This window comes from Pseudoflavitalea sp. G-6-1-2, assembly GCF_012927185.1.
Taxonomy (GTDB): domain Bacteria; phylum Bacteroidota; class Bacteroidia; order Chitinophagales; family Chitinophagaceae; genus Pseudobacter.
On sequence record NZ_JABBGB010000003.1, the window covers coordinates 1596930 to 1622751 of the forward strand.

Consider the following 25822-nt stretch of genomic DNA (forward strand, 5'->3'; position numbering starts at 1 on the left):
CAAAAAGCGCAAAACACAAAGGGCATATCCCTTCCGGAATATGCCCTTTGCTATAAAAAGAAGTGAAAGATTATCCTTTCTTATTCTTCATGGTTGGTTTCACCGTAGTTTTCTTTTTCTCCGGAACTGCACCACCCTGAAGGGTTGCCGCGATCTTTGCTGCTTCGTACACATTGATCACACCGCCATTTTTTGCGAGATCAGACATCGGGACCATTTCGTCGGTACCGGGTTTTCTAACCTGACCGGTTGGCGCCTGTACTGATTTCTCGATGCAATATTTCAGTTGCTTTGGTGAAAGTTTAGGGAAGTAGCTTTTCAGGAAAGCTGCTGCACCGGCCACTACAGGAGAAGCCATGCTGGTACCCTGTGCATCGCCGTAAGTGTTGCCACCGGGGATGGTAGAGTAGATCTTTACACCAGGTGCAAATACATCCACTTCTTTCTTTCCGTAGTTGGAGAAAGAAGCGGTGAGGCCACCTGCTGCTTCGTCGCCGCTGGCGCCTACTGTGATCCAGTTGTCTGCTTTTCCGCTACCACTCTGATAAACGGGGCTTGGGAAATTGTCCTGCACATCAACATCTTTGGAGTCGTTGCCTGCAGCATGTACAAGCAATACGCCTTTGCTGTTGGCATACTGAACGGCTTCGTCTACCCATTTTTTGTTGGGAGAATAATCTTTACCGAAGCTCATGTTGATTATCTGAGCGCCGTTGTCCACTGCATAGCGGATAGCCAGTGCAATATCCTTATCGTGCTCATCGCCATCGGGTACTGCACGAACGGCCATGATGCGAACGTTGTCTGCAACTCCGTCCATACCCTTTCCATTGCCGCGAACCGCGCCAATGATGCCTGCAACGTGTGTTCCGTGGAATGGTGTGCTGGCCATTACATCGGAGTTGCCGTAATATTTGTCGTTGATGTCTTTTTCGTTGTCGCCGGTAACTGCGCCACGGAGATCTTCAGGAGCATGATCTTTTGCTTCTGCTTTCTTCGATTCGCCATTAACGTATTCAGAGAAACCTTCGATGAATTCCTTGTTGGTGGTCTCCATCATTTTGTTGGCTCTGAAGAGATAGAGGAAACCGCCTTTGGCAGCTTTCTCCGCTTGTGTAGTGGCAGTGAATGTGTCGAGCTCATTGCCGGTGTAAACATCTTTCTTCATGCCTGCGCGGATAACGCTATCACTTTTCTCTGCATTTTTCAGCGCTGTTTTCAGCATAAAGAGATCGGCGCCGCTGTTGCCGTCGCCTTCTACTTTCGCTTTGGCTTTCGCCCACATTTTGTAGGTGATGGCTTCGTCTCCTGAGAGGGTAGTGGGATCAACCTTTTCGAATTTCGCTTTGTATGCATGATACACACGGGCGCCTTCGTAGCTGTCTTGTTTCAGGTTGCGACCATCTTTGTTGCCGAGGAAGTTCCATCCGTACACATCATCCACATAGCCATTGCCATCATCGTCGATGCCGTTGCCGGGGATTTCTTTCGGATTCTTCCAGAGCACTTCTTTCAGATCTTCGTGGAGTGTGTCGATGCCGGAATCGATCACTGCAACTATAACTGGTTTACCTTTTAAATTCTTTGACTTTACAAATTCATAGGCTTTACCAAGACTGATACCGCTGTAGCCATCTTTGGATTTATCAAGCAGGTGCCAACCTTTGGGCACGGTGCCCTGCTTTTCGCCTTCCACTTGTTGACCAATGGCAAGCATACCGGTGATCATAAGGGCGGATGTTATTCCAATTGTTTTTCCCAAGTTACTCATGTAGTAATTGTTTTATTTACTTTAACTAACAGATGAAAATCAGCAACGATCCGTTTGCTGTAAGGGACAAATATCCCTTTTTTTCGCGCTCAAATAACGTTAATTTTCAATAGATGAGGTAGCCAGAAAATAAATGTAGGCATTTTGTACCGTTGATGCCTGCAAACTACATGAGTGGCAACGGTTTCCGATACGTTAATGAAATGTTTTTAACTGTTTCTACCGGTTGTGGTTACCGGTTTCTGTGTAGAAATTTGTGCTGGCTAGTATGCTTTTATCTTTAGTTGTGCAAGGCAATTGCCTCTGGTGGCTTTACCAAAATAATGCGGGTTTTTATTGATGCCGGTTGCATCGGGTGCGGTGCAGAAAATCTTCCCCACCGGCAGCAGCGGCACTGCATGGTAATGGATATGTTCTCCTTTCTTGATATCGGCTGCCCATTGAAAATAATTGGTGTACACCATAATGCAGGATAGATTGCCGCTGGATTCTCCGCCTTGCAGGCCAATCTTCGAGGTAAACAGGGTATCCTGTTTGTAGGGGAGTGGTTTATCGCCTTCCGATCCGAAAGCTACCACTTTTACTTTCCCCGTGTAATTGATTGGTCTCGCCGCATCACTGCCGGCATCGCCATGATGATATACATTCAGGCCATGCGCCAGCTCATGCGCAACAGTGCTGCTGATCTCCTCCTGTAAGGTGTAAGGCATCTGGTCTTTTGCTTTTTTCACCACTGCTTCCTGTTCGGCATAAGATCTGGTTATTTCTGCCACGTCCACAATTGTTTTTTCGGACTCTCTGATGGTTTTGCCGTATTTGGGTTTGGGAAGATTGATGCCTGTTGTGCCATAGTTTTGCTTTTCCGATGCAGAACCGATGGGTTGATTCAGCAACAGCAGCGCGTACTGATCGCCGTTTTTCCCGCTGTTGCTGTTGATATTGAGCAGGCGGTTTTTGCTGAGTTCTTTTTCCGTCAATGGCAATGCTTCAATGCCCGCAGCGCTGGCAAGCAGGCTGAGTCCGGGTTTGAAATGCACGAGATCTTTGTCTGCAATCTGCACCAGCAATTCCTTTTTCTTATTGCTGAGCCTGATATGTTTACCCCCACTGAAAACTCCTCTGTATTCTTCATATGCAGAGAGCCCGTCCCCGTTGTTTTGATTGCCTTTGCTCGTTTCGTTGTCTTCTGTATCCGAGCTGCTCGGATCTTTGGTTGTCCAGGCGGATGCAATAAGGCGTTGTCCATTTCTTTTGGGAATCAGCACTTCGGTTGTTCCTGATGGCTTGAGCAGTTTCCCTTTTATCACACGGCCGTCCGTGAGTACAGCTTCGGCTGTTAAAGTGGTGTATCCGCCGCCGTCGTAGGAGGCGAGGGTGGCTTCGGCCGATTCGCCATCGTTTGCAGGCAGCGTTATTTGTTGACCGTTGTTCACTGGAGTGGATTGGCCTGCTGCGAGTATTCTGATATCCGGCAGATTCTTATCGGGCTTAACTGCAGGATAATTGATTGCGATGCCCGGCTCTTCGGAAGTATTGTTCAATATCACTTTAAAGGATGCCGCTTTTGCCTTGAGTGTTTGTCCTTCTTTGGGTTTCAGGTTCAATCTAACGTTCATGGTTGCTCCATGATCCTGTTCCGAGCTTCCTGGCTGCGGCAGCCATTTGTCGTAATTCTCCGGGGTGATGATCAGCTCCACATCATCGGGCAGTTTGGTGAAAGTCCATTTGAGAATGGTTTCAGAATAGCCACCAGCCTGCATCACAGGCGTGAGCTCCTGCCAGTAAACAAGTTTGTCAGAAGAAATGGTTCCACCATTTACCGTAGGCGGATTGTCGATTCTTTCAATGATCTCTCCGGACAAAATATTGGGATCTTTGAGAGGCTGAAATTCCACCTGAATCATGCCTTCATCCTGACCTATTTTTCCTGTGCCGGATTGGCTGGCGCCTGTGCAATTTTCCTGAATGGTGGTGGTGCCGGAAACAGGAGGGATGTAGATCCAGAAAGAATAGGCATCATCGTAAAAACTCACAGACATTTCTGTGGCTGCGCTTGCTTCAGCATATCCTTCTTCTGTTTTTACGCAGTTGGAGGGACTGCCATCGAACCACTCGGAGCTTTTATCAACTTTCTTCAGTTTGATACGGGCTGTGCCGGTTCCTTTTCCTTTTACAATCGTTGCTTCCATGGTGTATTCGGAAAAGAGGTCGTAGCCTCCAGAATTGTATTTTTCTTTCCAGCTATTGGTTCCAACACTGCGCGAAATAAAACTGGCGGTGCCTGTCCATTCACTTTCTTCTTCCTGCGCGTATAGTGATTGTACAGAAATGCAAACGAACAGCGATAATAAAATGCGGAATGATGCTGTAACGGAGATGATTGTTTTCATAATGTTTCAAAAACGGAAGCTACCAACGATTGCGTAAGCATGCGTCTGCGCACCGACGAACTGCAACTGGTGCAGAGTAATTCCATACTGAGCCGATGAATAAACAAGTTGAGGCGGCAAAACATTTACTAAATGCAGAAAGCGTCTCTGGAAAGAGACGCCTTCTGGTATTTTCAAATCAATCTATGAAGTGTATGCTGCAATTAGCGCGATGCTGCACTTGCTTTCCATGCTGCTGAAGGTCTGATATAACCCCAGTCGCTGGCGAGACGCAATTCAACACGACGGTTCTTTGCACGGCCTGCTTCTGTATTGTTGTCTGCAATTGGTTTGGACTGACCAAATCCGCTTGCATCGAGGCGCAGGTGTGAGATGCCTTTCTGAACCAGGTACTGCTTCACAGCATTGGCGCGCTTGGCACTCAGGTTCAGGTTCTTTTGTGCATTACCGGTATTATCACTGTGACCATCGATGGCCATTACCAGATGCGGGTTGTTGTTCATGATGTTTACTACTTCTTCCAGTGCGCGCATGGATGGAGCAGTGAGCCTGTCGCTCGCTTTGTCGAAGAAGATCTGTTTGGCTACATAGTTCACTTTATCTATGAGCTCTTTCTTCAGTTCGGGGCAACCTTTGTTGCTCTTTGGACCAGCTGCGGTGGGGCATTTATCTTCGTTGTCTGGAATGCCATCACCATCACTATCCGGGAGCGGACAACCATTGTTTAATTTGCTTCCTGCGAGAGTAGGGCATTTGTCTTCTTCATCGTTCACACCATCCTTATCGGTATCCGGGATGGGGCAACCTTTGTATTTGATAGTTCCAGGAACATCCGGACATTTATCTTCTTCATCGATGATGCCATCGCCGTCACGATCTGGTGGAGGACAGCCTCCGTATTTTCTGAGGCCCGCAACATCGGGGCATTTGTCAACTTTGTCTGCAACGCCATCACCATCTTTATCCGGACAACCGCCTGCGGCGAAGGTTCCGGGTTCGAGCGGACAGGCATCGTCTTTATCTATCACGCCATCATTGTCTTTGTCTTTCGGCTTGCGCTCGAAGAGCGGAGCCTTGTTGAGCCAGAACCCAACGGATGCACCCATAACCTGATTGTTGAATTTGGCATCGTAAGGAGCGGTGTAGAAATTATTCAGCCCCTGACTCATGAAACCGGAGATCAGCAGGCTTCCGAATTCGAAGCCGGCTCTGGCATTCACACCATAATCGATGGTCTTAACTTTCCAGGTTTCATTGCCCGTCTCGATGGGCATTTCATTCTTTTTGATACGAACCGAGTTGTTGTCGAACAGCTTGGTTTCGGTGGTCTGTTTACCCGTGTAGAAAAATCCGATATAAGGTCCGGCGCTGATGAAGAACGAGTTCTTCTTACCCAGCGGCAACTTATACGTGATGTTCACGGGGATGTCGATGTAGTTAGGAAAAAATTCCGACTTGAGCGAAAGGCTGTCTGTTCGGATAGCCGCCGTGTCGTAGGTCCGGGAGAATTTTCTTCCCTTGGTCATGTAAAAAATGCCGGGCTGGATATACCATCTTTTGTTTTCACTGATGGGGATCTCCGCCAACACTCCTACGTTGAACCCACCTCTTCCTGAATAACCTGGTTTCATCAGATCATCCCATCCGGGAAGGCTGTTGCTTTCCTGGATTTTAGATTGGTGAGGACCGCCCGCAATAGCCAGGCGCAATTGACCATAACCTACAGAAACAATAACAGTAAAACACAGGAGTGTAAACAGTTTTTTCATCTGTATATTATTTGTCTTTTATAAGATAGGATCGACAAAAAACTTCCAGACTGATAACCGTTATCCCTACGCGCTTTTGTGGCACGCAGTTTGCCTTACTTGGGAGGGAGGGCAGGGGGATCAGGATTAACAGAATGGCCGTTTCAACCGATATTAGATTTCCAATGCATATTAACGCATTGGAGGCCAGTAATATTTTGCCCTTCGTAAGGTTATTGAAATAATGTGAGATATATCAAGAAAACGAACCGTGCTGCATAAACGATAAAGCGTGTTTATCGATTGTGCAGCACGGTCCGTTTAAGCATATTTAATTAAACATCAAACTTAATGCCCTGTGCCAGTGGCAGTTGGGTAGAGTAGTTGATGGTGTTTGTTTGTCTGCGCATATAGGCTTTCCATGCATCGCTTCCGCTTTCACGTCCGCCGCCGGTTTCTTTTTCTCCACCGAATGCACCGCCGATCTCAGCACCGGAAGTTCCGATGTTTACGTTGGCGATACCACAATCGCTGCCTGCAGCAGAAAGGAATTGTTCTGCTTCGCGGAGATTGAGGGTCATGATACTCGAACTCAATCCCTGAGGAACGCCATTCTGCAATGCGATGGCTTCTTCGATGGTAGAGAATTTCATCAGATAAAGAATAGGAGCAAAGGTTTCGTGCTGAACAATCGCATATTCATTCTTTGCTTCTGCGATGGCTGGTTTTACGTAACATCCGCTTTCGTAACCTGCTCCTTCGAGTACGCCACCTTCAACGATGAAGTTGCCGCCTTCTTTTTTGCAGGCTTCGATAGACTGGAGGTACAGTTTCACAGCATCTTTATCGATGAGCGGTCCTACGTGGTTCTTTTCGTTCAGCGGATCTCCGATCGACAGTTGCTTGTAAGCCGCTACCAGTTTGGATTTCACTGCATCGTATACGCTTTCGTGTACAATCAGGCGGCGGGTGGTAGTGCAACGTTGTCCGGCAGTACCTACCGCTCCGAATACAGAACCAAGGATAGCGATATCGAGGTCAGCATCTTTAGAAATGATGATAGCGTTGTTGCCACCCAGTTCGAGCAGGGCTCTTCCGAGACGGGCACCTACAGCAGCGCCAACTGCTTTACCCATGCGGGTAGAACCAGTAGCAGATACGAGCGGAATACGGCCGTCGTTGCTCATCAGCTCGCCGATTTCACGGTCGCCGATAACGAGTCCGCATACACCTTCCGGTACATTGTTCTTCGTAAATACTTCTGCGATGATATTTTGACAAGCCACTGCACACAAAGGAGTTTTCTCAGATGGCTTCCAGATACAAACGTTTCCGCAAACCCATGCCAGCATGGTGTTCCAGCTCCATACAGCTACCGGGAAGTTGAAGGCAGAAATGATACCAACCAGACCAAGCGGGTGGTATTGCTCATACATTCTGTGACCGGGGCGTTCGCTGTGCATCGTGAGGCCATGCAGCTGACGGGAGAGGCCAACCGCAAAGTCGCAGATATCGATCATCTCCTGAACTTCACCGTATCCTTCCTGCAGGCTTTTACCCATTTCGTAGCTCACCAGTTTGCCTAAAGCTTCTTTTTTGGCGCGGAGCGCTTCGCCGATCTGACGAACAACTTCACCACGTTTTGGAGCAGGCCATTGGCGCCATTCAGCGAAAGCTGCCTGAGCTTTGGTGATCACTGCTTCATAATCTTTCTTGTCTGCTGCACGTACAGAACCGATCAGCTTTCCGTCTACAGGAGAGTAAGATTCGATTGTTGCGCCACCAGTATTGAGCCATTGGCTTCCGGTAGAAGCGCCGGCGTTGGTGGGCTGTATTTTCAGGGATGCGAGAAAATCCATTAATAATAGTTTTAGGAAGGGCAAATTTAAGGCAAAAATCAGAGAGGGGGTGTTTAGTATTGCTGTATGTATGTGAAGTGGTGGTAATCATGGGAATGGGATTAATAAGTTTTGGTGAATGATGGGATGCTGGGGTGGGTGGTGTTGTTTTGAGGGCCGTGCCGGGATATGCAGAACCAGTCCGACAACCAGGCCGGACAGGGGTTGACTCCGATGGGGCTTGGGGGAAGGAGGATTGGGCGGTGGTGCAGGGCCGGGCTGTGGCGCAACCTGGTCGAAGGTCCTGGTCAGCATATCCCGCTCCCGGCCCCGGAACCCGCTGAGTGGGCATCTGGCGGAATCCCTGTTTTTAGATTTTTGCATCAATTTGAGGGGGAGGGAGGAGGGGGCTTCTGTGCAACGAGCGGAGTAAAGGCGGTTTTGCTGCTGCAAATACTTCGCGGGTGCCCAGTCTCTCGGTCTCGCGATTGACTTATATTTCTTCGCCTCTGGCGAAGTTTTTACGATTTGATTTGGGCTGATATTGGAATCCAATTATCCTGCAAGCTTGTTGGCGATCGGTATAATTTTACAGGCTGCTTCTGATGCTTCCGGTTCTGGCGTTTTATCCGGGCATATAATCAGTAAGTCTTTGAGGGCAATCATTCGAAAATGCCCGTTGGCGGAGAAACCGCGCTCCATCAGCCATTTCCCTCTGAATCGGATATAAGGAATCTGCGTATCGCGGCCCGGCAGATAAACGCGGCTGGTGCTGAACCTGCGGGAGTACGGAACACCAATAAAATCATGCTGAATAAATACGGATAGAACCGAGCGGAGTTGCTGAACAGCCTCCAGCATTGTTTGAAATTGCGCTTCATTGGCTGCTTTCTTACTGACACTGATATTCTGAATAGCTTCTTGTTGTGCATTCTTTAGCATAATAAAAGAGTTTCATTAGGTTAAGAATAACTACGGTTTAGGGCGGGGTTGAGGCCGGTAAGGCCATTTTTGTAGGTGGCTTTTTAGCACGCAGCTCAGGCTGCGGCAATATGTTTTTCATTTTGGTAATGGAGGCGGTTTATGGCTTGCATGCAGAGGAATGTTGCAGTGCAATAAATAATGGAGGGGCACCGCCGCATAGGAATGGATCATCAATCTCGATGAATTCAGTACAACAGGAGACAAAAAACTGAAGAAGGTAAGAAGGGAACCCTAAGCTGGGGGAATGAATACAACTATAGGGTTGGACCTACTTACTCTTTTGCAACACTGGCTTCTGACGGCCCCCACCTTGCGGCAGGCAAACACAACAAAGGAGTAAAAGTAGGCCCAACCCTATAGTCGTTAATATAGAGCAACCGGGCGCTACATTTAATCTTGCTGTGCTTAAATTGTCAGAATTGTGCTGCAAGACGTTTATGTATAAGCGCACTAAATCGTACAGCTAAAGTAGATAGAAAGGAGAGCATGGCAGCGGGAAAAATAACGCCAGTTTGCGTTTTTTTTCCCGCTGTTATTCGGAGATAATTTTGTATTGGACTTAACGGAGCTCTTCCGTAATAGCCCGCAATTCCAAATCCCGTAATGGAGGTATTCCCGGAAAGGGATAATTGCTGTTTTAAGTAACCGCATATGCAACACCGATACAGGTTTTAACATCTTCTGAATATTTATCGCTGCATCTCTTTATTAGATTCATATATCATTTCCTATCACATAAACCTTTAGTTATGGCTATTCAAACAGGAAAGACAAAGTTCAGCGGCAACCTCGGCGGTGACCTCATCGGCTACTATCGAAACGGCAAACATTGCCTGCGCAGCATGCCTGAGCATGTAGCACAAACAGAATCTACACGCAATGCAGCTAAAGCATTCGGAGATGCGAGCCATACCGGCAAGCTCATCCGGCAGGCATTAGCGCCATACCTGAAAGGAAAGAAAGATGGCAGCCATGTAAATCGCCTGAACAAAAAACTCATCGAAGAGGGTGTGGAAGGATTACGTGGGTTTCGTTTCAATCAGCAAACCCGCATAGCAAATTTTGTATCCTCCCATATTTTGGATACAGACAATATCCTCCGCATCAGATACATCCTACCTCCCAGGCTCCTGCGTGTTACACATATGGAGATCAAACTCATTGCCATGAGGATCGATCTGGCAACAGGCAAAGTCAATAACCTCAGGGAGCATGCGTTTACTCATGAATTTACAGCAAAGAACGAGGATAAGCCACTGGAAACTCCTTTGGTATGGAATGCGAATGTTCCCGGCAAAGGCACACTGATGGTAGTGTTGCAGGCCAATCCTTATCAGGGTAAATATCCTTTGTACGATAAAAGATTCCACTGTACGGAGATCATCAAGGTAGAAGTACCGCCTATAGATACGCTCAGCAAAAAACAGCGCAGACAACTTCGTTACAAACAACGTCAGCAACAGCAGCAAAAACAACAGGTAAAACAACCTGCCTCAAACGCAGTACTGGCACAATATTCGCGGCAATCTGATAGTGAAGAAAGCATGCAGCAGATACCTGATGCAATACGCAACGGATTATCTCACGATACTCGTCTGAAAGAACAAAGAGAATAGCACATTGCTTTCTCTCAGCACTTCGTTGAATAATTAAGCGAAGCATTTTAGGGCGAACCAATTCAATTTCTCACTCCGGAGCAAGCCTCCGCGAAACTGTATTATCTCAACCATCGTTTTTTGATCAATTCTACTCCAAATCTCTCCGAAATGTCATTGCACTCATCATCCATTTTACTCCAGCAGCTGCTGTATGCATCATGCAATAGCAAAGCTGTCCTTCCAAACACCTCTGCAAAGACGTTCACCTCAATTCCAGCTCGCTTCCAGATCAAGTCCACGTTATCTCCACGATGACCCGCACCTCACTCTGAGCTTACTCTCTCCTTACTTGATTAGTGCTTCGACTCCTATCTATGGTCTTTCCATGGTATGACCGTGGTCTGCAGGTGTAACCCTTCTTCAGAATGGCCATTGTCAAAACAAAACTGCCGGCTGAATCTGATTCAGCCGGCAGTTTTGTTGTTGGATAAATGCTTTAAGCAGTCTTCACTAATATTCTTTTCCTATGTTCCTTTCCCCAGCTTTCCAGTTCGAGGATTACTTTTTTTAACGACAGCCCATATTGAGTGATGGAGTATTCAATATAAAAAGTGGATTCGTCGTACACGGTACGATCGATCAGCTGGTTCATCTCCAGCTCACGCAAAACGCGGGCAAGCATCTTGGGGGTGATGCCGTGGATATGGTTTTGCAAATCTTTGAATCTTCGCTTTTCAAACATCAGCAGCATCAGAATCTGCAACTTCCACTTGCCGCCTAAAATATCCAGCACATCCCTGATGGGAAGCAGAGACCGTGTACATTCTTCTATTGATGCAGCTTTCATGTGTTTTACTTTGGTTTTATAGAGGCGCTATACTTTAGTAAAGCATCCGGTTTCAAGTGAGTATTGTAAATAATTTTGAGGCATCGATGATTCAGAGATCTCTTTTCAACGACGTTTTGAAGTATACAAACCTATCAAAAAATAATTGAAATAAAATGACACAAGTAGCGCCTATCGCAACAAGTCCGGATATGACAACGGAGGTATTCATTCATTACTTCAATCAGGGGAATGTCGATAACCTCATCGATGCCTATTACGAAAAAGGGGGAGTGATTGCCGCAGCTCCGGGAGTATCTGCGCAGGGAACAGACCTGAAAAATGCACTAATTCCATATTTTTCTATGAACGGAAAGATCTCAGGAAAAACAAGGCATACACTGATCAACGGAGATATTGCATTGCTGATTCTCGACTGGAGTGTTGAATATAAAGATGAAGCAGGGAATGATGCTACATACTCCGGCACTTCAACAGATGTGGTGAGGAAAGGAGCAGATGGAATCTGGCGTTGTATTATTGATAACCCACATAATATTAAATAACAGTTGGATGGAAAGGTGGGTGTGCGAACTGCTTTCAGGATGTTTTTGAGTTTGGTATGCCCCCTTATCTGTCCGCGTATCCTTACGCGTGCTTAGCAAATCATCGCTTTGATTGTAGCAAAACAGCCGGTCGAATCTGATTCAGCCGGCTGTTTTGTTTATGTGAATGAAAGATGCAGCTGACTACTCAATACTGCTCACTCTCATTCGGAAAATCATTCGACTTCACATCAGTAATATACTGCTTCACCGCACCTGTTACCTGCTCCGCAATATTAAGATACTGACGCAGAAAACGCGGCTTGAATTCCGTATTGATCCCAAGCATATCATGCATCACCAATACCTGCCCATCACAATGTTTGCCTGCACCGATACCAATAGTAGGAACAATAAGGCTTTCAGAAACTTCCTTCGCAAGCTGTGCCGGAATTTTTTCGAGCACCATCGCGAAAGCGCCTGCCTGCTCCAGCAGTTTGGCATCGTTGCGGAGTTTATTGGCTTCCGCTTCTTCGCGCGCACGTACCGTGTAAGTGCCGAATTTGTAAATGGATTGCGGCGTAAGACCCAGGTGACCCATCACCGGTATACCGGCTGCAATAATGCGGTTCACCGATTCTAAGATCTCTTCTCCGCCTTCGAGCTTCACGGCATGCGCGCCGGTCTCTTTCATAATGCGCACCGCAGAAGCGAGGGCTTCTTTGGAATTGGATTGATAATAACCAAATGGAAGATCCACCACTACCAGCGACCTGCTTACTCCGCGGATAACCGAAGAGGCATGATAGATCATCTGGTCGAGGGTAATAGGCAAGGTAGTTTCATGACCCGCCATTACGTTGGAGGCTGAGTCGCCTACCAGAATTACGTCGATGCCGGCCGCATCGAAAATGCGCGCAAAAGAATAATCATAGGCTGTGATCATACTCACTTTCTCGCCATTGGATTTCATCTTCTGAAGCGTGTTGGTAGTAATTCGCTTGATTTCTTTGCTGATTGACATAACTGGAGTTTTTAGCGTTGAGCGGGAGGGAATATGGCTCTGCATTAGAATAAAACACATTCATAATGCTCCTCGCAGTTTGTGAATAGACGGCGAAGGTAGGGGATTCAGCAATAAAATGATCCAATTGTGGAGCTGGGATATCAGAAACTCAGCTGGCGGCTTTTGGCCAGCTCGTCGTAGAGGTGTTGAATCAGTCCGTCCGCAAGGCCGATCTTGGGCACATAGATCTCCTTGATATTGGCCCAGCGCATGATGTTCACGTAGATCTGCAAAGCAGGTACGATCACGTCTGCACGGTCTTCGCGGAGTTTGTAAAGCCGCTGCCGGTCGGCTACGGAGAATGCGCTGAACTCTTTGTAATAGTCTTTCAGCATCTCGAAAGTAAGCGGCTTGCCTTCCTTTCTTTTGGAGAGGGAAAAGATCTTGTTGATGTTTCCGCCCGATCCGATACCGATGATATCGTCTGTGTGGCCGCGGGTTTCGCGGCGAACGGCATCTTTCATATCGTCCCACTGGCTTTCATCTACCTGGCGTTTGAGCAGGCGGATAGTACCAATATTGAAACTCTTGCGGTATTTCAGTTTGCCTTCGGCGAAGAAAGAGAGCTCGGTGCTGCCACCGCCTACATCGATGTAGAGGTAGGTATGCTCCTTATCCATTTTCTCGGCAATATGGTTCTCGTAGATGAGGGTAGCTTCGGTATCGCCGGTGATTATTTCGATATCGATGCCGGTTTCGTCTTTCACATGCTGCAGAATGGATTCGCCATTGTCTGCATCGCGCATGGCAGATGTGGCAGCGGCCTTGAGGTGCTGCAATCCCACGCCATAAGCATCCAGCAATAGCTTGTAAGCCTTGATGGTGCTGATGATCATCGACTCTTTTTCGGGAGAAATGGTCTTCTTTTCGAATACATCAAATCCGAGACGGAGGGGTACGCGCACAAGATTGATCTTCTGAAATTCTGGTTTCCCCTGCTCCGATTGAAATACATCGGAGATCAATAGCCGTGCTGCGTTGCTTCCAATATCTATTGCCGCCAGTCTCATCATTGTTGTTCACCGGGTGTTATGCAGTGAGCGCTTCAGCGTTGGCCGATTGCTCCGTGCCTGCATGAACAATTGTTTTTGAATGTAAATACTGATAGATCTCAAGCTGACTCCGCACTTTCTTCTGCTTTCTGTCGCGCACGTAGCGGTTGCTCAGTTCGTTGTCCAAAATTCTGGCTTTTACATTGTCCAGCAATTGAATTTCGATTATATTTTTCAACACACGTTTTATCTTGTCGTCCAATATCGGGCAAGTGGCTTCCACACGGTGATCCAGGTTGCGGACCATCCAGTCTGCCGATGAAATATATACCTTTTCATCACCGGCATTGTGGAAAATAAATACGCGTGCGTGCTCCAGATACTCGTCCACGATGCTGATAGCTTTAACCGGAACAATGAATTTATCGCTTTCGGAATACATGCAGAAGATGCCGCGGATCACCAGTTTTATCTGTACACCTGCGCGCGCTGCTTCGTAGAGTTTCAGAATCAGGGCCTCGTCCGACAGCGAATTCATCTTCAGTGTAATGCCGGCAGGTTTCTTGGCCCTTGCTGCTCTGATCTCCTTATTGATGAGTTTGTACAGTTCTCTGCGGAGACTGGTAGGGCAGGGTATCAGGGTTTTGCAGGCCTTGAGGAACTTGCCACCGTCTTTCGGATTTTCGAGATAGTTGAAAATGCGGTTCACGTCGGCCATGATAAAGCGGTCCGATGTAAGCAGGCAGTGGTCTCCGTATACATGCGATGTACGCTCGTTGAGGTTGCCGGTGCTTACGTATCCGTAGTGAACGGTATGGTTATTATGACGTTTTTTGATGAGGCAGATCTTCGCGTGAACCTTCATGTTAGGGATGCCGATCAGTACTTTCACGCCTTCTTCTTCCAGTCTTTCTTTCCATTCCAGATTGGCTTCTTCGTCGAAGCGGGCACGGAGTTCGAGCATCACGGTTACCTGCTTGCCGTTGCGGACGGCATTGATGAGGGCATTGATCACTTTGGAATTGGAAGCGAGACGGTAGGCGGTGATCTTGATGGCCGTTACCTCGGGATCGATGGCTGCTTCGCGCAGCAGGTCTATCACCGGGTTGAAGCTGTGGTAAGGGAAATTAAGCATGATGTCTTTTTCCAGAATCACATCTGTTACACGCATGGTATTCTTCAGCAGCTGATGCTGGAAGGGTTTCTTCCGTTGACCCTTTTTCTGGAATACATCGGGGAAGTCCATAAAGTGACGGAAGTTGTGGATGCGTCCGCCGGGGATCACGCTCTCTTTGCGGCTGAGATTGAGTTTGCGGATGAGGAAGTCGAGCAGGCCATCGTCCATTTCCTTATCATACACAAAGCGAACGGGCTTGCCTTTGCGGCGGTTGCGGAGCCCTTTCTCGATCTTCTGGATCATGGTGGTGCTCACGTCGTTGTCGATATCGATCTCGGCATCTTTGGTTACTTTGAAAACCCAGCTGCCGTAACGGTCGTATCCGAAATAGCTGAAGATGCTTTTGAGATTGAAGCGGATCACATCTTCGAGCAGAATGATGTGTTGCTCGCCATCGGGGGATGGAAGTTTGCAGAACCTTCCCACTGCTTTGGACGGTACTTCGATGAGAGAGTACTTGCGTTTGAGGGTGCCGTCGCGGCGCGACAATACCACACCCAGGTACAAAGATTTTTCGCGGAGATAGGGGAGCTGCGGCAGGTTCTCCACCATAATGGGAATGATATTGGAACGAACCTCTTCTTCGAAGTAGGTCTGTACAAATTTCTGCTGCTCTTTATTGAGTTGTTTCTCGTTGATGAGGAATATCTTTTCTTTCTCCAGTTCTTTGCGAACGTTTTCCCAGATGGTATTGAAAGAGATCTGTTGCTGAAGAACGATCTGTTGAATTTCGTCAAGGATTTTTCCGGGCGCCTGTTCGAGGTGCATATTCTTCACTTTCTTGCCTCCGATTTCGGTCATGCGTTTGAGGGTGGCTACGCGAACACGGAAGAATTCATCCATATTGTTGGAGAAGATCCCGAGGAATTTGATCCTTTCCCTAAGGGGCACACTGGGGTCGGCGGCCTCCTGCAGCACTCGTCCATTGAAGCTGAGCCAGCTGATATCCCTGGCTATCGTCTTGCGTTTCATTTGTTGCGTCATTTGGGGTCAGGCGTTTGATCAAAGTTAATCCGCCTGCCGGTAAGTCAATTTAACTCCAATGTTGTCAGATTCTTAAATATTTGTGTTCACTTATCTAAAACTACGCAATTATTGCGGCTTTTAATAATGTGATGAGCGGAAGAAGCAGGCTATTGCCGGAATAATTGCGATAAGTAATTTCCGCGTTTCGTGCGTCTTCTGTTATTCATCAGTAGGAATCTATTCACTAAAAACTCAGAACTGTGAGAAAAAGTATGCTTTCATTTCCGGCAACCTGTATGGCTTTGGTTATTTCATTGACGGCGGGTGCACAACAGAAAAAGGATATCATCTTCAAAGGCAAGGCCGATCCCAAATATAATGGCGAGAAGATGCAGCTGTACAATAACAAAACCGGAGAGACCGACTCTGCGGTGATCGTCAATGGTGGGTTTGAGCTCCATGCCTCTTATACAGAACCCACCAGGTATATGTTTGCGAGCAATTACGAAGCGAAGACAAAAGGAGGTTATGCGCCATTCGGCATTGTGGTGGAAGGACCGGGAACGGTGCGCATCGATGCTGATATTGCCAGTTTCAGCAAATCGAAAGTGAGCAATGCGCCTGCGCATGAAGCAGTGCAATGGTACAATCAGCAGACCGATTTACTGGATGGTAAATTCGAAGCAGCCCTCATCAAAAAATATGGCAAACCCGATCTGTTCACCAACCGTGCTTACGATAAAGAAGAATGGTATAAAGACGTAGAGCATGCCTATGATTCAGCCGGCGATGCGCATAGCAATCAGGTGATGGAAGTGATGGTGCGTAAATATCCGAACTCGATAGGGGCGGCGTATCTCATGTCTGTACGCAGTGGTTCCCTTCCGTTATCGTTGCAGGAAGAGTTGTATGGATTGTTCAAAGACAGGGTAAAACAGTCCTCCTATGGAAAATCAACACTCGAACTGATAGAGGCACGCAAGTACTCGGCCATTGGCCAGACAGCTTACGGTTTCACTATGAACAACGAGCTGGGCAAGGCGGTGGAGTTCGCTTCTTTCCGTGGAAAATATGTGCTGATCGATTTCTGGGCGAGCTGGTGCGGCCCCTGTGTTGCTTCCTTCCCGAAGCTGAAAGAAGTGTATGAGCAGTACAAAAACAAAGGCTTTGAAATTGTGGGAGTTTCAACGGACAAGAGTGAAGCAGCCTGGCAGACTGCCGTAAAGAAATATTTGAATCCATGGCCACAATTACATGATACGCAAAACATTGCAGGAAAATTCTTTGCGGTAAAAATGTTGCCAACCACCTACCTGATCCACCCTGATGGAAAGATCGTTGCGCGTGATGTGCATGCGGAAGAGCTGGGGGCGAAGCTGAGCGAACTGCTGAAGCAGTAAAAATCATTTACTTTCAGAAACGTTTGCCCTTTACCCGGGTATTTACTATATTTGCAACCTTTGGCACTGGGAGTTAAATGATTAAAAAGAAAGGGTTATTCACAATGTTGATAATCTTTGTTTGAAAAACCAGTATTTTCTTTTTGATAATTAATTGCATTTACCGACCTTTGCACTCCAAAAATTTTCAAAGTCATGGCAAGAGTATGTCAGGTGACAGGTAAAGTTCCGGTAACCGGAAACCGTGTATCACACTCAAATATTAAGTCTAAACGCCGGTTTTTACCAAACCTGCAAGTGAAACGCTATTACCTGCCCGAAGAAGAAAAGTGGATTACCTTAAAGCTGTCTACCGAAGCTATCCGCACTATCAACAAGAATGGTCTGTATAGCGTAGTGAAAGAACTGAGAGCAAGAGGTGAGAAAATCTAATTAGTCAAATTTTCAACGTAGATATATGGCAAAGAAAGGTAACAGAGTACAGGTGATCCTGGAATGTACCGAGCATAAGACTTCTGGTCAGCCCGGAACAAGCCGCTACATCACTACCAAAAATAAAAAGAACAATCCTGAGCGTATGGAGCTCAAGAAGTTCAACCCGATCCTGAAAAAGGTTACGGTTCACAAAGAGATTAAATAATTCTTTCAATTTAGATAATCATGGCAAAAGCAGCTTCTAAAAACGCGAAGGTAAAAGATGCGAAGGCTTCAGCTGAAGCTAAGAACTATACCAAAGTTATCCGTGCTGTTCGTAGTCCTAAGACCGGTGCCTATACTTTCAAAGAGGCTATCGTTCACAAGGAGAAGATCAAGGATTTCATGGCAAAAAAATAAGTGGATAGTAAGTACAATATTAAAAGCTGTTCTCCGTAGAGGACGGCTTTTTGTATTTTTGATTTTCACAAACTCGGACTATGGGATTTTTCGGAAAACTCTTCGGCAAGAAAGAAAAGGAATCACTCGATCAGGGATTGCAGAAAACCAAGGAAGGTTTCCTCTCCAAGCTCACCAAAGTAATCGCAGGTAAAAGCACCGTCGACGACGAAGTGCTCGATAACCTCGAAGAAGCGCTGGTGAGTGCAGATGTAGGAATCGATACCACGGTTCAGATCATCAATCGCATCGAGAAGCGCGTAGCAAAAGATAAGTATTTGAGCACCAGCGAACTCAATGGACTGCTTCAGCAGGAAATAGAGGCTGTGCTCGTAGATGCCGACGAAGCATCTTCCTATACTTTCACTTCAGAACTGCCTGCGAAACCTTACGTAATATTGGTAGTGGGTGTTAACGGCGTTGGCAAAACCACCACCATCGGCAAACTGGCCTATAATTTCAAGAAGGCAGGCAAATCTGTTTTACTCGGAGCGGCGGATACCTTCCGTGCCGCAGCCGTAGACCAGCTCACCATCTGGAGCGAGCGGGTGGGCGTGCCGATCGTAAAACAGGCCATGGGATCAGACCCCGCTTCTGTTGCCTTCGATACCGTTCAGAGTGGTGTTGCCAAAGGCGCCGATGTGGTGATCATCGATACCGCCGGTCGCCTCCATAACAAGGCACACCTGATGGATGAGCTGAGTAAAATCAAACGTGTTGTTCAGAAACATATCCCCGAAGCCCCGCACGAAGTGCTGCTGGTGCTCGACGGATCAACCGGACAAAACGCACTGGAGCAGGCTAAACATTTTACGGCTGCTACCGATGTTACTGCGCTTGCCATCACCAAACTCGACGGAACCGCCAAGGGCGGCGTAGTGCTGGCGATCGCCAATCAATTCAAAATTCCGGTGAAATTCATCGGAGTGGGCGAGCAGATGGAAGACCTGCTGGTGTTCGATAAACATGAGTTTGTAGACAGCCTCTTCAATCTCGACAAGAAATAACGCTGTTCCGGAGACATTGTCTCCATCAAATATTGAGCCCCGTGACCAGCTTTTCAAGGCCGGTCACAGGGCTTTTTGTTTTTCCGGCTATATGCCGGATAATGCGGAAGCTTCCTGTTGCATGTCGTGTGCAATCACTCCAAACCTACGCCAGCCGGCCCTTTGCGGATTACCTGTGTAGCTTTACTTTCCAAACCTGCTGAATGCTTCCACAAAAACTGCCGTAAAAAAGGAAGACCGGCAAAAGCCGGTCTTCGTTAGTGAGCCTTTTAGCTCCTGGGTAACACCACATGATCGATCACACGCTATAACTTTAAATGCCGGGTAATACCATGAAATCGATCACGTGCTATGACACCATTATATATCTACGTTGATTATTTACGAAAGCAATCCACCGATTGGATTTTACAGCGCACAAATTTTTTTACTATGTACATTTGCTGCAATTACAATACTTTAAAATACTCCAATCCGATCAGATATGGCTTACTGGCTGGTAAAATCAGAACCTTTCAAATACTCCTGGGATCAGTTTGTGAAAGACAAAAAGACCTTCTGGGACGGTGTGCGCAACTATGCTGCCCGCAATTTCCTCCGCGACATGAAAAAGGGAGATGAGGTGTTCTTTTACCATAGCAATGAAGGTCTTGAGATCGTAGGAATTGCCCGCGTGGTAAAGGAATCCTATCAGGACCCTACCACCGATGAGGATGCATGGGTAGTGGTAGATCTCGCTCCGGTAAAACGATTGCCCAACCCCGTTAGCCTGAAACAAATCAAGGCCGAACCCAAACTCAAAGAAATGGCACTCCTCAAACTGAGCCGCCTTTCTGTAACTCCGGTTACCCCCGACCAATGGGAGCAGGTGCTGAAAATGGCAGGGGAGAAAGGCTAAATAACCTTTAACATTCTTCATGGGTTACATGCTGCAGGTGAGATGTATCAATCAATTGTGAAATATCACAGTTCTGTGCATCTCAGTTCCATCACCTAAAAATTGCAGTATGAAAACCTTACTTACTGTATCAGCCTTTATGCTGGTACTGGCCAGCTCATGCGATCACAAAAACGCCAATCAAAAAGAAGCTGCTGCCACTGCTCCTTCAGAAAATGCAAAATCAGAAGAACTTGTTGTCGCATCAGCAACTGATTCTGCCGCCGGCTACGAACAACTTCCGATGCCGCAAACGGTTTCGCCCGAAAATCAACCCAATCAACCACAGCCTCAACAAAAGAATAATGCTCCCGCTCCGGCGCCCGTAAAAGCAGACTGGAACCGTAAGATCATCCGCCATGGCGATCTGGAGCTCGAAGTAAAGGATTTCAAAAACTTCAATAACCGCGTTTCGGCCATTGCAGGTAAGTATGGTGGTTATATCTCCGAAGAAACACAGGAAAGCTCCGATTACAGACTGATGTCCAAAGTTACTTTGCGTGTTCCCGTAGATCAGTTCGAAGCAGCGGTGAACGAACTGAGCAGCACAGCCGAAAAACAAATCAGCAGAAATATCACTTCGCAGGATGTAACAGGGCAGGTAGTAGACCTCCGGTCGCGGCTCGAAGCCAAACGTCAGGCAAGACTTCGCTATCTCGAACTGATGAAATCTGCAAAGAATATGGAAGAAGTATTTCAGGTGCAGAAAGAAGTGGATGAAATTCAGGAAGAGATCGAAGCCGCTGCCGGAAGAGTTAGTCAGCTTTCCAACCAGTCGGCCTACAGTACCATTACCGTTGTGTTCTTTCAGATAATCGATCCGTCTGCTCCCGTAACAGATAAGTCTCCTTCATTTGGCGACAGACTGCTGGAGGCACTCGGCTCCGGGTTCAAATGGTTTGGCGATGTTGTGATCGCATTGCTGACGCTCTGGCCACTCTGGACCATCGCCATTCTCGGAGTATACGGATACAGAAAATGGAGAAAGCAACGCCCCGCGAAACCCGCCACAGTAGCTGAATCTCCCGTGAAATAAGAATACGCTTTTAATAGCTCTCCCGAATGCAGATTGTGTAACCTCAATGTTCGCAATCTGCATTTTTTTGGAAAGATATGGATAGAAAAGCCATGCTGTAAGATGGTTTTGTAACATCCGTTTTGATTAAATTTGAGATATGGCAAAGAAAAAATTAGTGGTGCTTTCCGGTGCCGGCATCAGCGCTGAAAGCGGACTGAAAACATTCAGAGACAGCGACGGATTATGGGAAGGATATGATGTATACGAAGTAGCCACACCAAGAGGCTGGAATAAAAACCCCGCACTGGTGCTCGATTTTTATAATATGCGCAGGAAGGATGTATTGGACGCCCAACCCAACGAGGCGCATATCGGCTTAGCAGAATTGCAGAATGATTTCGATGTTCAGATCATCACACAAAATATAGATGACCTGCATGAGCGCGCAGGTTCGGAAAAAGTATTACACCTGCACGGTGAGATCTTTAAGATGAGATCGGTAGCGGATGAATCGCTCATTTATCCGATCAAAGGAGATATCAAACTGGGCGATGTGGCAGAAGACGGCGCGCAGCTGCGTCCGCATATCGTTTGGTTTGAAGAACCCGTTCCGATGATCGGGCAGGCAGTTCCGTTAGTGAGGCAGGCTGATTATTTTGTGGTGGTAGGAACATCTCTGGCAGTGTATCCCGCAGCTGGATTGGTAGATTTTGCCCATCATGCCATCCCTAAATTCATCATCGATAAGAAAATTCCTGGCGATGGAGTGAACGGAATACATGGTTTGAAAATTATCGAGAAGCCCGCTACGGAAGGAGTGCAGGAACTGATTGCATTGCTTCGCGGCATTTGATTTGTAGGCCATAACATCCTCACCATAGCATTAAAAAAGCTGTCACTTGCGCGACAGCTTTTTTTGTATCAGTTGAAATGCGGATAAGCCTTGCTGTTACTCAGCGTCAGCCCCGCATGGCTATCTAATCTTCGTGGAACTTCACGCCATGCGCTTCCAGTTCGGCGAGTACCGGCGTATAGATCTCCGGCAGAATAGGAATATGCAAACCGGTTAATGTGATCTTGCCCTGCAAAATCAGTTTGGCAGCAATGCCTAACGGTAATCCAACAGTTTTGGCCATGGCAGTACGGAGTTGATCTTCTCCCTTCACCAGCAGGCAGCTGCTGGCTTTGTGTGAAGAGCCGTTCAGTTCGTATTCCAGCTCGTGAAGCATTACGATCATGTCTTTGTCCTGTGGCTTCAGCACCAGTTTTTGTTCGAGAACAAACTGCATTACATCGGCAGCACTGCATTGGCCTTTGTTGATGAGAGTGGTATTGTCCTCCAGTCCGAAATACTGCAATTGCTGCATGAAAAGTGATGAAGGATCTATAGCCGCCACCGTTTCTTTCAGCGCATATTTTTCAAAGTGCTGCTGATAGAAATCGCGGAGCGACAATCCATCTGTATTGTATTGCACCGTTTCGTCGGTGAGTTTGAGTTCGATTATCTGTTTCCATCCTGAAGAGAATGCAGGATAGCGAAGGGTAGTGCGGAGGAAGGTGGTGGCGGATTCCAGTCCGTATACCGGAATATAACTGAGCGAATCGCGGTTGGCGTACCATGCAAGCGGACCTAGATCGGGGATCTCCACTTTATTCTCCGGGTTGAACAGGTGGTGGTAATCCACTTCAACCGTTTGGTTATTGTCTTTGTAGATGGCGCCTGCTTTTCCCGCCATTACCACGTTGCGGGGATTCCAGCTGATTTTGTAATGCCAGGGATTGTCGTCGCTTTCAGGAGCCACGAGTCCGCCGCAATGCGATTTGAAAGATTGGAAATTGCCACCTTTTGCGCGGATGGCTGCAATAAGCTGCATGGCGCTCATGTGATCGATACCGGGATCGAGACCCATCTCGCATAAGAAGAGCAAACCTTTTCCGGCGATCTCATTCTTCAGAGCGCCGATCTTATCATCCACATAACTTGCTGTGAGCAGGTTTTTTCCGAGGGCGAGGCAGTCCTTCGCCACCAGATAATGCAGCGCGGGCGGAAGCAGGGAGATCACGATATCGGCAGATTGCACCAGCGGGGTACGGGCAGAATCATGTTCTACATTAATGCTCACTGCGCGTGCCTGAGGGGCGCCGGCAATTTTGGAACTGGCCAGTTCGAGGTTTCCGTCCACTACGGTAAGTGTCCACTGATGAGTGGCGGTTTCTTTTTTCAGGTAATCGATCAGGCATGTAGCCGACTTTCCTGCACCAAACACGAGGATATGCTTCATGTGGCGCAAGATAGTAAAAACAGGAATAGGGGAATGCCTGCAATGGCTGAGAAACAACGGTCTGTAAGGAGCGGATTGATGGAAATCCGCCGTGCGGGCGGATCAGCGACGGAGATTGATAACGCCGATATCGGTAGTCTGACGATCCTGCACCTGCACTTCCATATCACAATCTTTCAGCGGATCTCTGGCATCGATACGAAGCTTCCAGGTACCCGGAGTAAGGTTACAATTGAAGTTGCCGTTCTCTGAGGAATAGACCCGCAGGGAATCATGGCCTTTGATGGCCCAGATGGCATCTGCTCCATAAGATGGCTGAACAGATCCGGCTACAGATGAGTGATGCATTGCACGGAATGCATGGAGACTTGCTACCGCAATAATAATAGCTACCAGCGTGGCAAGAGTATTCTTCATAGCATACGTGTTTTTATTTATTGAAGAATAAACTATTCATTTACAAGCAAGTTACAGCAGCTTAGTATGTGTCTGTGCTGTTTTAATGCCTTTTTAATACGGTAACGCGGGTGTTTGGGGGGGGATGGGAGTAACAATAAATCCATGCCAGGCTATCCGGGGAAAAGACAGCTGAACATTGATCATGGGAAAGGTTGATCAAAAACCTGCATGGGCAATGCCCAATGCTCTGGAATGGATACGGGTAACTACATAATCGATAGATACACCTCTGGAGGTACGGGGAGCTTCCAGTGTTTTTTGCGAACCTGCACTCAGGTCGCTGAAAAGAAGCCTTTGCACTTTCACTACCCGTTTTTCGGGACCGAGGTATTTTATCTCCAGTTCAACTTCATCGAGTGGAAATGAACTGTTATTGGATACCGTGAAATGAAGGTCGGAAATTCCTCCCAGTACACCAATTTTGAATTGGCTGGCTGCTACCTGAATCATCTGGTAGAGCTTTTCGCGGGTGGCTTCCGGATCGGCCTGCCGAACAGGGCGTGGCTCTTCTTTATTGGTAACAACGGCCTGGCTCACTTTCATGCCAGACTCATCCGATGGGGGAGTTGTGGTTGGATCATGCACGGGCATCACAGCTTTGGCAACCTGCTCTTTCGGTTCTGCAACCGGTTTGGATGCAGGGATCGCGCTGTGTTCATTACCGGCAACCGGTGGCTTCTCTTCTTTGTATTCAGCTGTACTGATTTGTGTGGAGTGCTCGTTTGGCGTGGCCTGCAGGGCATTCTTCGCATCGGCTTTTTGCTGTGCGTCTCTTTGCTGCAATCGAAGCACCAGCTCGTCGAGCGCTGCCTGATCACCGCTGTTCTGTTTGCTGTAGGTAAGTGCCATGCCGATAACGATGCCGCCGAGCAGAAGGCATGCTGCCACTATACCGCGCATCATCATGCGATGATTGCGTGCAGATGCATTGATCGGAATAACCGGCGCTTTTTCTTCCTGATTGCTTTTTGTGTTGATCAGGGTAGAGAAAGAAGCGGCTTTGCCGGATTGGGTTGTATGGGAAGTTTGAGCGCTTTTGGTGGTAACAGGTGTAGTTGCTTTGGCAGACGATTTATTGTCTGAAAGCTTCCCGGAATGCTGCTCTGTGGCTGATTTTGCCTGCTTGCTAACATCGGAAGATTGTACAATTGCTTTATTCTTTGCGGCAGCGGCTGCCTGCTGAACAGACAATGCCAGTGCTGCTGCACGATCTTCCAAAGCTTTGGCTGCATCCTGCGAAACTTCTGAACGGCTGGTTTTATTTTCTTCGGTTACAGCTGGTGTTTCTGCTTGTTGCTGAACACTTACTGTTTGTTGATTGGATTTCTGTTTGAATGCCTGACTGGCATTCATGCCGGCAGGAAGCGTTACATATACTTTGCTGGTTGCTGCAGTTGCGGTTTGTTGTGCAGCTGCCTGTTGTGTTGATTGATTGGCGGTGCCCGAAACCGTCTGTACAGACTGCATGGCTGCTGTTTGTTCAACGGCTTTTGGCTGCTGTGCAGGAGTATTTTCTGCTGCGTTTATCTCAATATTGGTTTGTGCGGTGGCCGTCTGTTTGATAACAGGAATGGTAACCTGTGCATTTTCGTTTCCTGCCTTCGTGTTATTCTGCTGAAGGGTGCTTCCCAGCTGTTGTGTAGCAGCATTGATCGCATGCTCCTGTGCAATGCTGCTTCTTTTGTAGAATCTGTCGTAAGGCTGTTCTTCAATAGCAGGAGCAAATGCCTTCAATTCCTCCATTTCACTGGGGTATCTCCAGGCCGCACTCTTTCCGTCGAGCCATACGAGATCGTAAGGCTTCAATCCTTTCGTAGCCAGTTCCTGAGCGGAATAAGGGCCCGTTTGTTTATTATCGCGCAGCAATAAATACTTGTTCATAGATCACTGATAAACGTGCTTGAAAATGGGATGTCCATTGGAATCACCGTTCAGATCCGCTAGG

The 25822-nt window shown here is 47.4% G+C and carries 22 protein-coding genes; 10 read left to right on the forward strand and 12 right to left on the reverse strand.

The features are described from left to right. Positions 1 to 70: 70 nt before the first annotated feature. From HHL16_RS23730 to HHL16_RS23750, 5 genes are all read right to left on the reverse strand, one after another. Entirely contained in the window at positions 71 to 1771 is a 1701-nt protein-coding gene (locus HHL16_RS23730; RefSeq protein ID WP_169427819.1) for a S8 family peptidase, read from the reverse strand. 263 nt (positions 1772 to 2034) lie between these two features. Continuing rightward, positions 2035 to 4161 carry a hypothetical protein gene (locus tag HHL16_RS23735; RefSeq protein ID WP_169427820.1) on the reverse strand — a complete coding sequence of 709 codons (2127 nt, stop codon included), beginning with the start codon at positions 4159 to 4161 and terminating at the stop codon, positions 2035 to 2037. Positions 4162 to 4364: 203 nt separating this feature from the next. Continuing rightward, positions 4365 to 5930, reverse strand: a complete 1566-nt coding sequence (locus HHL16_RS23740; RefSeq protein ID WP_169427821.1) for an OmpA family protein — start codon at positions 5928 to 5930, stop codon at positions 4365 to 4367. Positions 5931 to 6244: 314 nt separating this feature from the next. Next, positions 6245 to 7768, reverse strand: coding sequence for an aldehyde dehydrogenase family protein (locus HHL16_RS23745; protein WP_169427822.1), 1524 nt, complete (start codon positions 7766 to 7768; stop codon positions 6245 to 6247). Between the two features lie 534 nt (positions 7769 to 8302). Next, positions 8303 to 8689 carry a hypothetical protein gene (locus HHL16_RS23750; protein WP_169427823.1) on the reverse strand — a complete coding sequence of 129 codons (387 nt, stop codon included), beginning with the start codon at positions 8687 to 8689 and terminating at the stop codon, positions 8303 to 8305. A gap of 791 nt (positions 8690 to 9480) precedes the next feature. On the opposite strand from HHL16_RS23750, the gene HHL16_RS23755 reads away from it, so the two are divergent. Further along, positions 9481 to 10347, forward strand: coding sequence for a hypothetical protein (locus HHL16_RS23755; RefSeq protein ID WP_169427824.1), 867 nt, complete (start codon positions 9481 to 9483; stop codon positions 10345 to 10347). 478 nt (positions 10348 to 10825) lie between these two features. On the opposite strand, the gene HHL16_RS23760 is transcribed toward HHL16_RS23755, so the two are convergent. Beyond that, the gene (locus tag HHL16_RS23760) at positions 10826 to 11176 is read right to left on the reverse strand and encodes a helix-turn-helix domain-containing protein (protein WP_169427825.1); all 351 of its coding nucleotides are present in this window, start codon (positions 11174 to 11176) and stop codon (positions 10826 to 10828) included. A 155-nt stretch (positions 11177 to 11331) separates the two neighbouring features. On the opposite strand from HHL16_RS23760, the gene HHL16_RS23765 reads away from it, so the two are divergent. Then, entirely contained in the window at positions 11332 to 11721 is a 390-nt protein-coding gene (locus HHL16_RS23765) for a hypothetical protein (protein WP_169427826.1), read from the forward strand. A 187-nt stretch (positions 11722 to 11908) separates the two neighbouring features. On the opposite strand, the gene panB is transcribed toward HHL16_RS23765, so the two are convergent. From panB to ppk1, 3 genes are all read right to left on the reverse strand, one after another. Next, the gene (gene panB, locus HHL16_RS23770) at positions 11909 to 12724 is read right to left on the reverse strand and encodes a 3-methyl-2-oxobutanoate hydroxymethyltransferase (protein ID WP_169427827.1); all 816 of its coding nucleotides are present in this window, start codon (positions 12722 to 12724) and stop codon (positions 11909 to 11911) included. 143 nt (positions 12725 to 12867) lie between these two features. Next, positions 12868 to 13779, reverse strand: coding sequence for an exopolyphosphatase (locus HHL16_RS23775; RefSeq protein WP_240966299.1), 912 nt, complete (start codon positions 13777 to 13779; stop codon positions 12868 to 12870). 16 nt (positions 13780 to 13795) lie between these two features. Next, positions 13796 to 15907, reverse strand: a complete 2112-nt coding sequence (gene ppk1, locus HHL16_RS23780) for a polyphosphate kinase 1 (RefSeq protein ID WP_169427828.1) — start codon at positions 15905 to 15907, stop codon at positions 13796 to 13798. Between the two features lie 254 nt (positions 15908 to 16161). On the opposite strand from ppk1, the gene HHL16_RS25380 reads away from it, so the two are divergent. The 8 genes from HHL16_RS25380 (at position 16162) to HHL16_RS23820 (ending at position 21989) form a co-directional block, all read left to right on the forward strand. Next, a complete protein-coding gene (locus HHL16_RS25380; RefSeq protein WP_169427829.1) occupies positions 16162 to 17301 on the forward strand; it encodes a TlpA family protein disulfide reductase in 1140 nt (379 codons plus the stop codon). A 195-nt stretch (positions 17302 to 17496) separates the two neighbouring features. After that, positions 17497 to 17733 carry a 50S ribosomal protein L28 gene (gene rpmB, locus HHL16_RS23790; RefSeq protein ID WP_169427830.1) on the forward strand — a complete coding sequence of 79 codons (237 nt, stop codon included), beginning with the start codon at positions 17497 to 17499 and terminating at the stop codon, positions 17731 to 17733. Between the two features lie 25 nt (positions 17734 to 17758). Continuing rightward, on the forward strand, positions 17759 to 17941 hold the full coding sequence (rpmG, locus tag HHL16_RS23795) for a 50S ribosomal protein L33 (RefSeq protein ID WP_127125004.1): 183 nt from the start codon (positions 17759 to 17761) through the stop codon (positions 17939 to 17941). A gap of 20 nt (positions 17942 to 17961) precedes the next feature. Then, positions 17962 to 18135 carry a DUF4295 family protein gene (locus HHL16_RS23800; RefSeq protein WP_169427831.1) on the forward strand — a complete coding sequence of 58 codons (174 nt, stop codon included), beginning with the start codon at positions 17962 to 17964 and terminating at the stop codon, positions 18133 to 18135. A gap of 80 nt (positions 18136 to 18215) precedes the next feature. Further along, positions 18216 to 19181: a signal recognition particle-docking protein FtsY gene (gene ftsY, locus HHL16_RS23805; protein ID WP_169427832.1), complete on the forward strand. Its 966-nt coding sequence runs from the start codon at positions 18216 to 18218 to the stop codon at positions 19179 to 19181. Between the two features lie 484 nt (positions 19182 to 19665). Continuing rightward, positions 19666 to 20079 (forward strand): EVE domain-containing protein, encoded by a 414-nt coding sequence (locus tag HHL16_RS23810; protein ID WP_169427833.1) that lies wholly within the window; start codon positions 19666 to 19668, stop codon positions 20077 to 20079. A 109-nt stretch (positions 20080 to 20188) separates the two neighbouring features. Beyond that, positions 20189 to 21154 (forward strand): DUF4349 domain-containing protein, encoded by a 966-nt coding sequence (locus tag HHL16_RS23815; RefSeq protein ID WP_169427834.1) that lies wholly within the window; start codon positions 20189 to 20191, stop codon positions 21152 to 21154. Positions 21155 to 21293: 139 nt separating this feature from the next. Next, positions 21294 to 21989 carry a Sir2 family NAD-dependent protein deacetylase gene (locus tag HHL16_RS23820; protein WP_169427835.1) on the forward strand — a complete coding sequence of 232 codons (696 nt, stop codon included), beginning with the start codon at positions 21294 to 21296 and terminating at the stop codon, positions 21987 to 21989. 124 nt (positions 21990 to 22113) lie between these two features. Here HHL16_RS23820 and HHL16_RS23825 read toward each other — a convergent pair whose 3' ends face one another. From HHL16_RS23825 to HHL16_RS23835, 3 genes are all read right to left on the reverse strand, one after another. Continuing rightward, entirely contained in the window at positions 22114 to 23418 is a 1305-nt protein-coding gene (locus HHL16_RS23825; protein ID WP_169427836.1) for a saccharopine dehydrogenase C-terminal domain-containing protein, read from the reverse strand. Positions 23419 to 23520: 102 nt separating this feature from the next. Then, positions 23521 to 23835: a hypothetical protein gene (locus tag HHL16_RS23830; protein WP_169427837.1), complete on the reverse strand. Its 315-nt coding sequence runs from the start codon at positions 23833 to 23835 to the stop codon at positions 23521 to 23523. A gap of 198 nt (positions 23836 to 24033) precedes the next feature. After that, positions 24034 to 25758 carry a hypothetical protein gene (locus tag HHL16_RS23835; protein WP_169427838.1) on the reverse strand — a complete coding sequence of 575 codons (1725 nt, stop codon included), beginning with the start codon at positions 25756 to 25758 and terminating at the stop codon, positions 24034 to 24036. Positions 25759 to 25822: the final 64 nt, after the last annotated feature.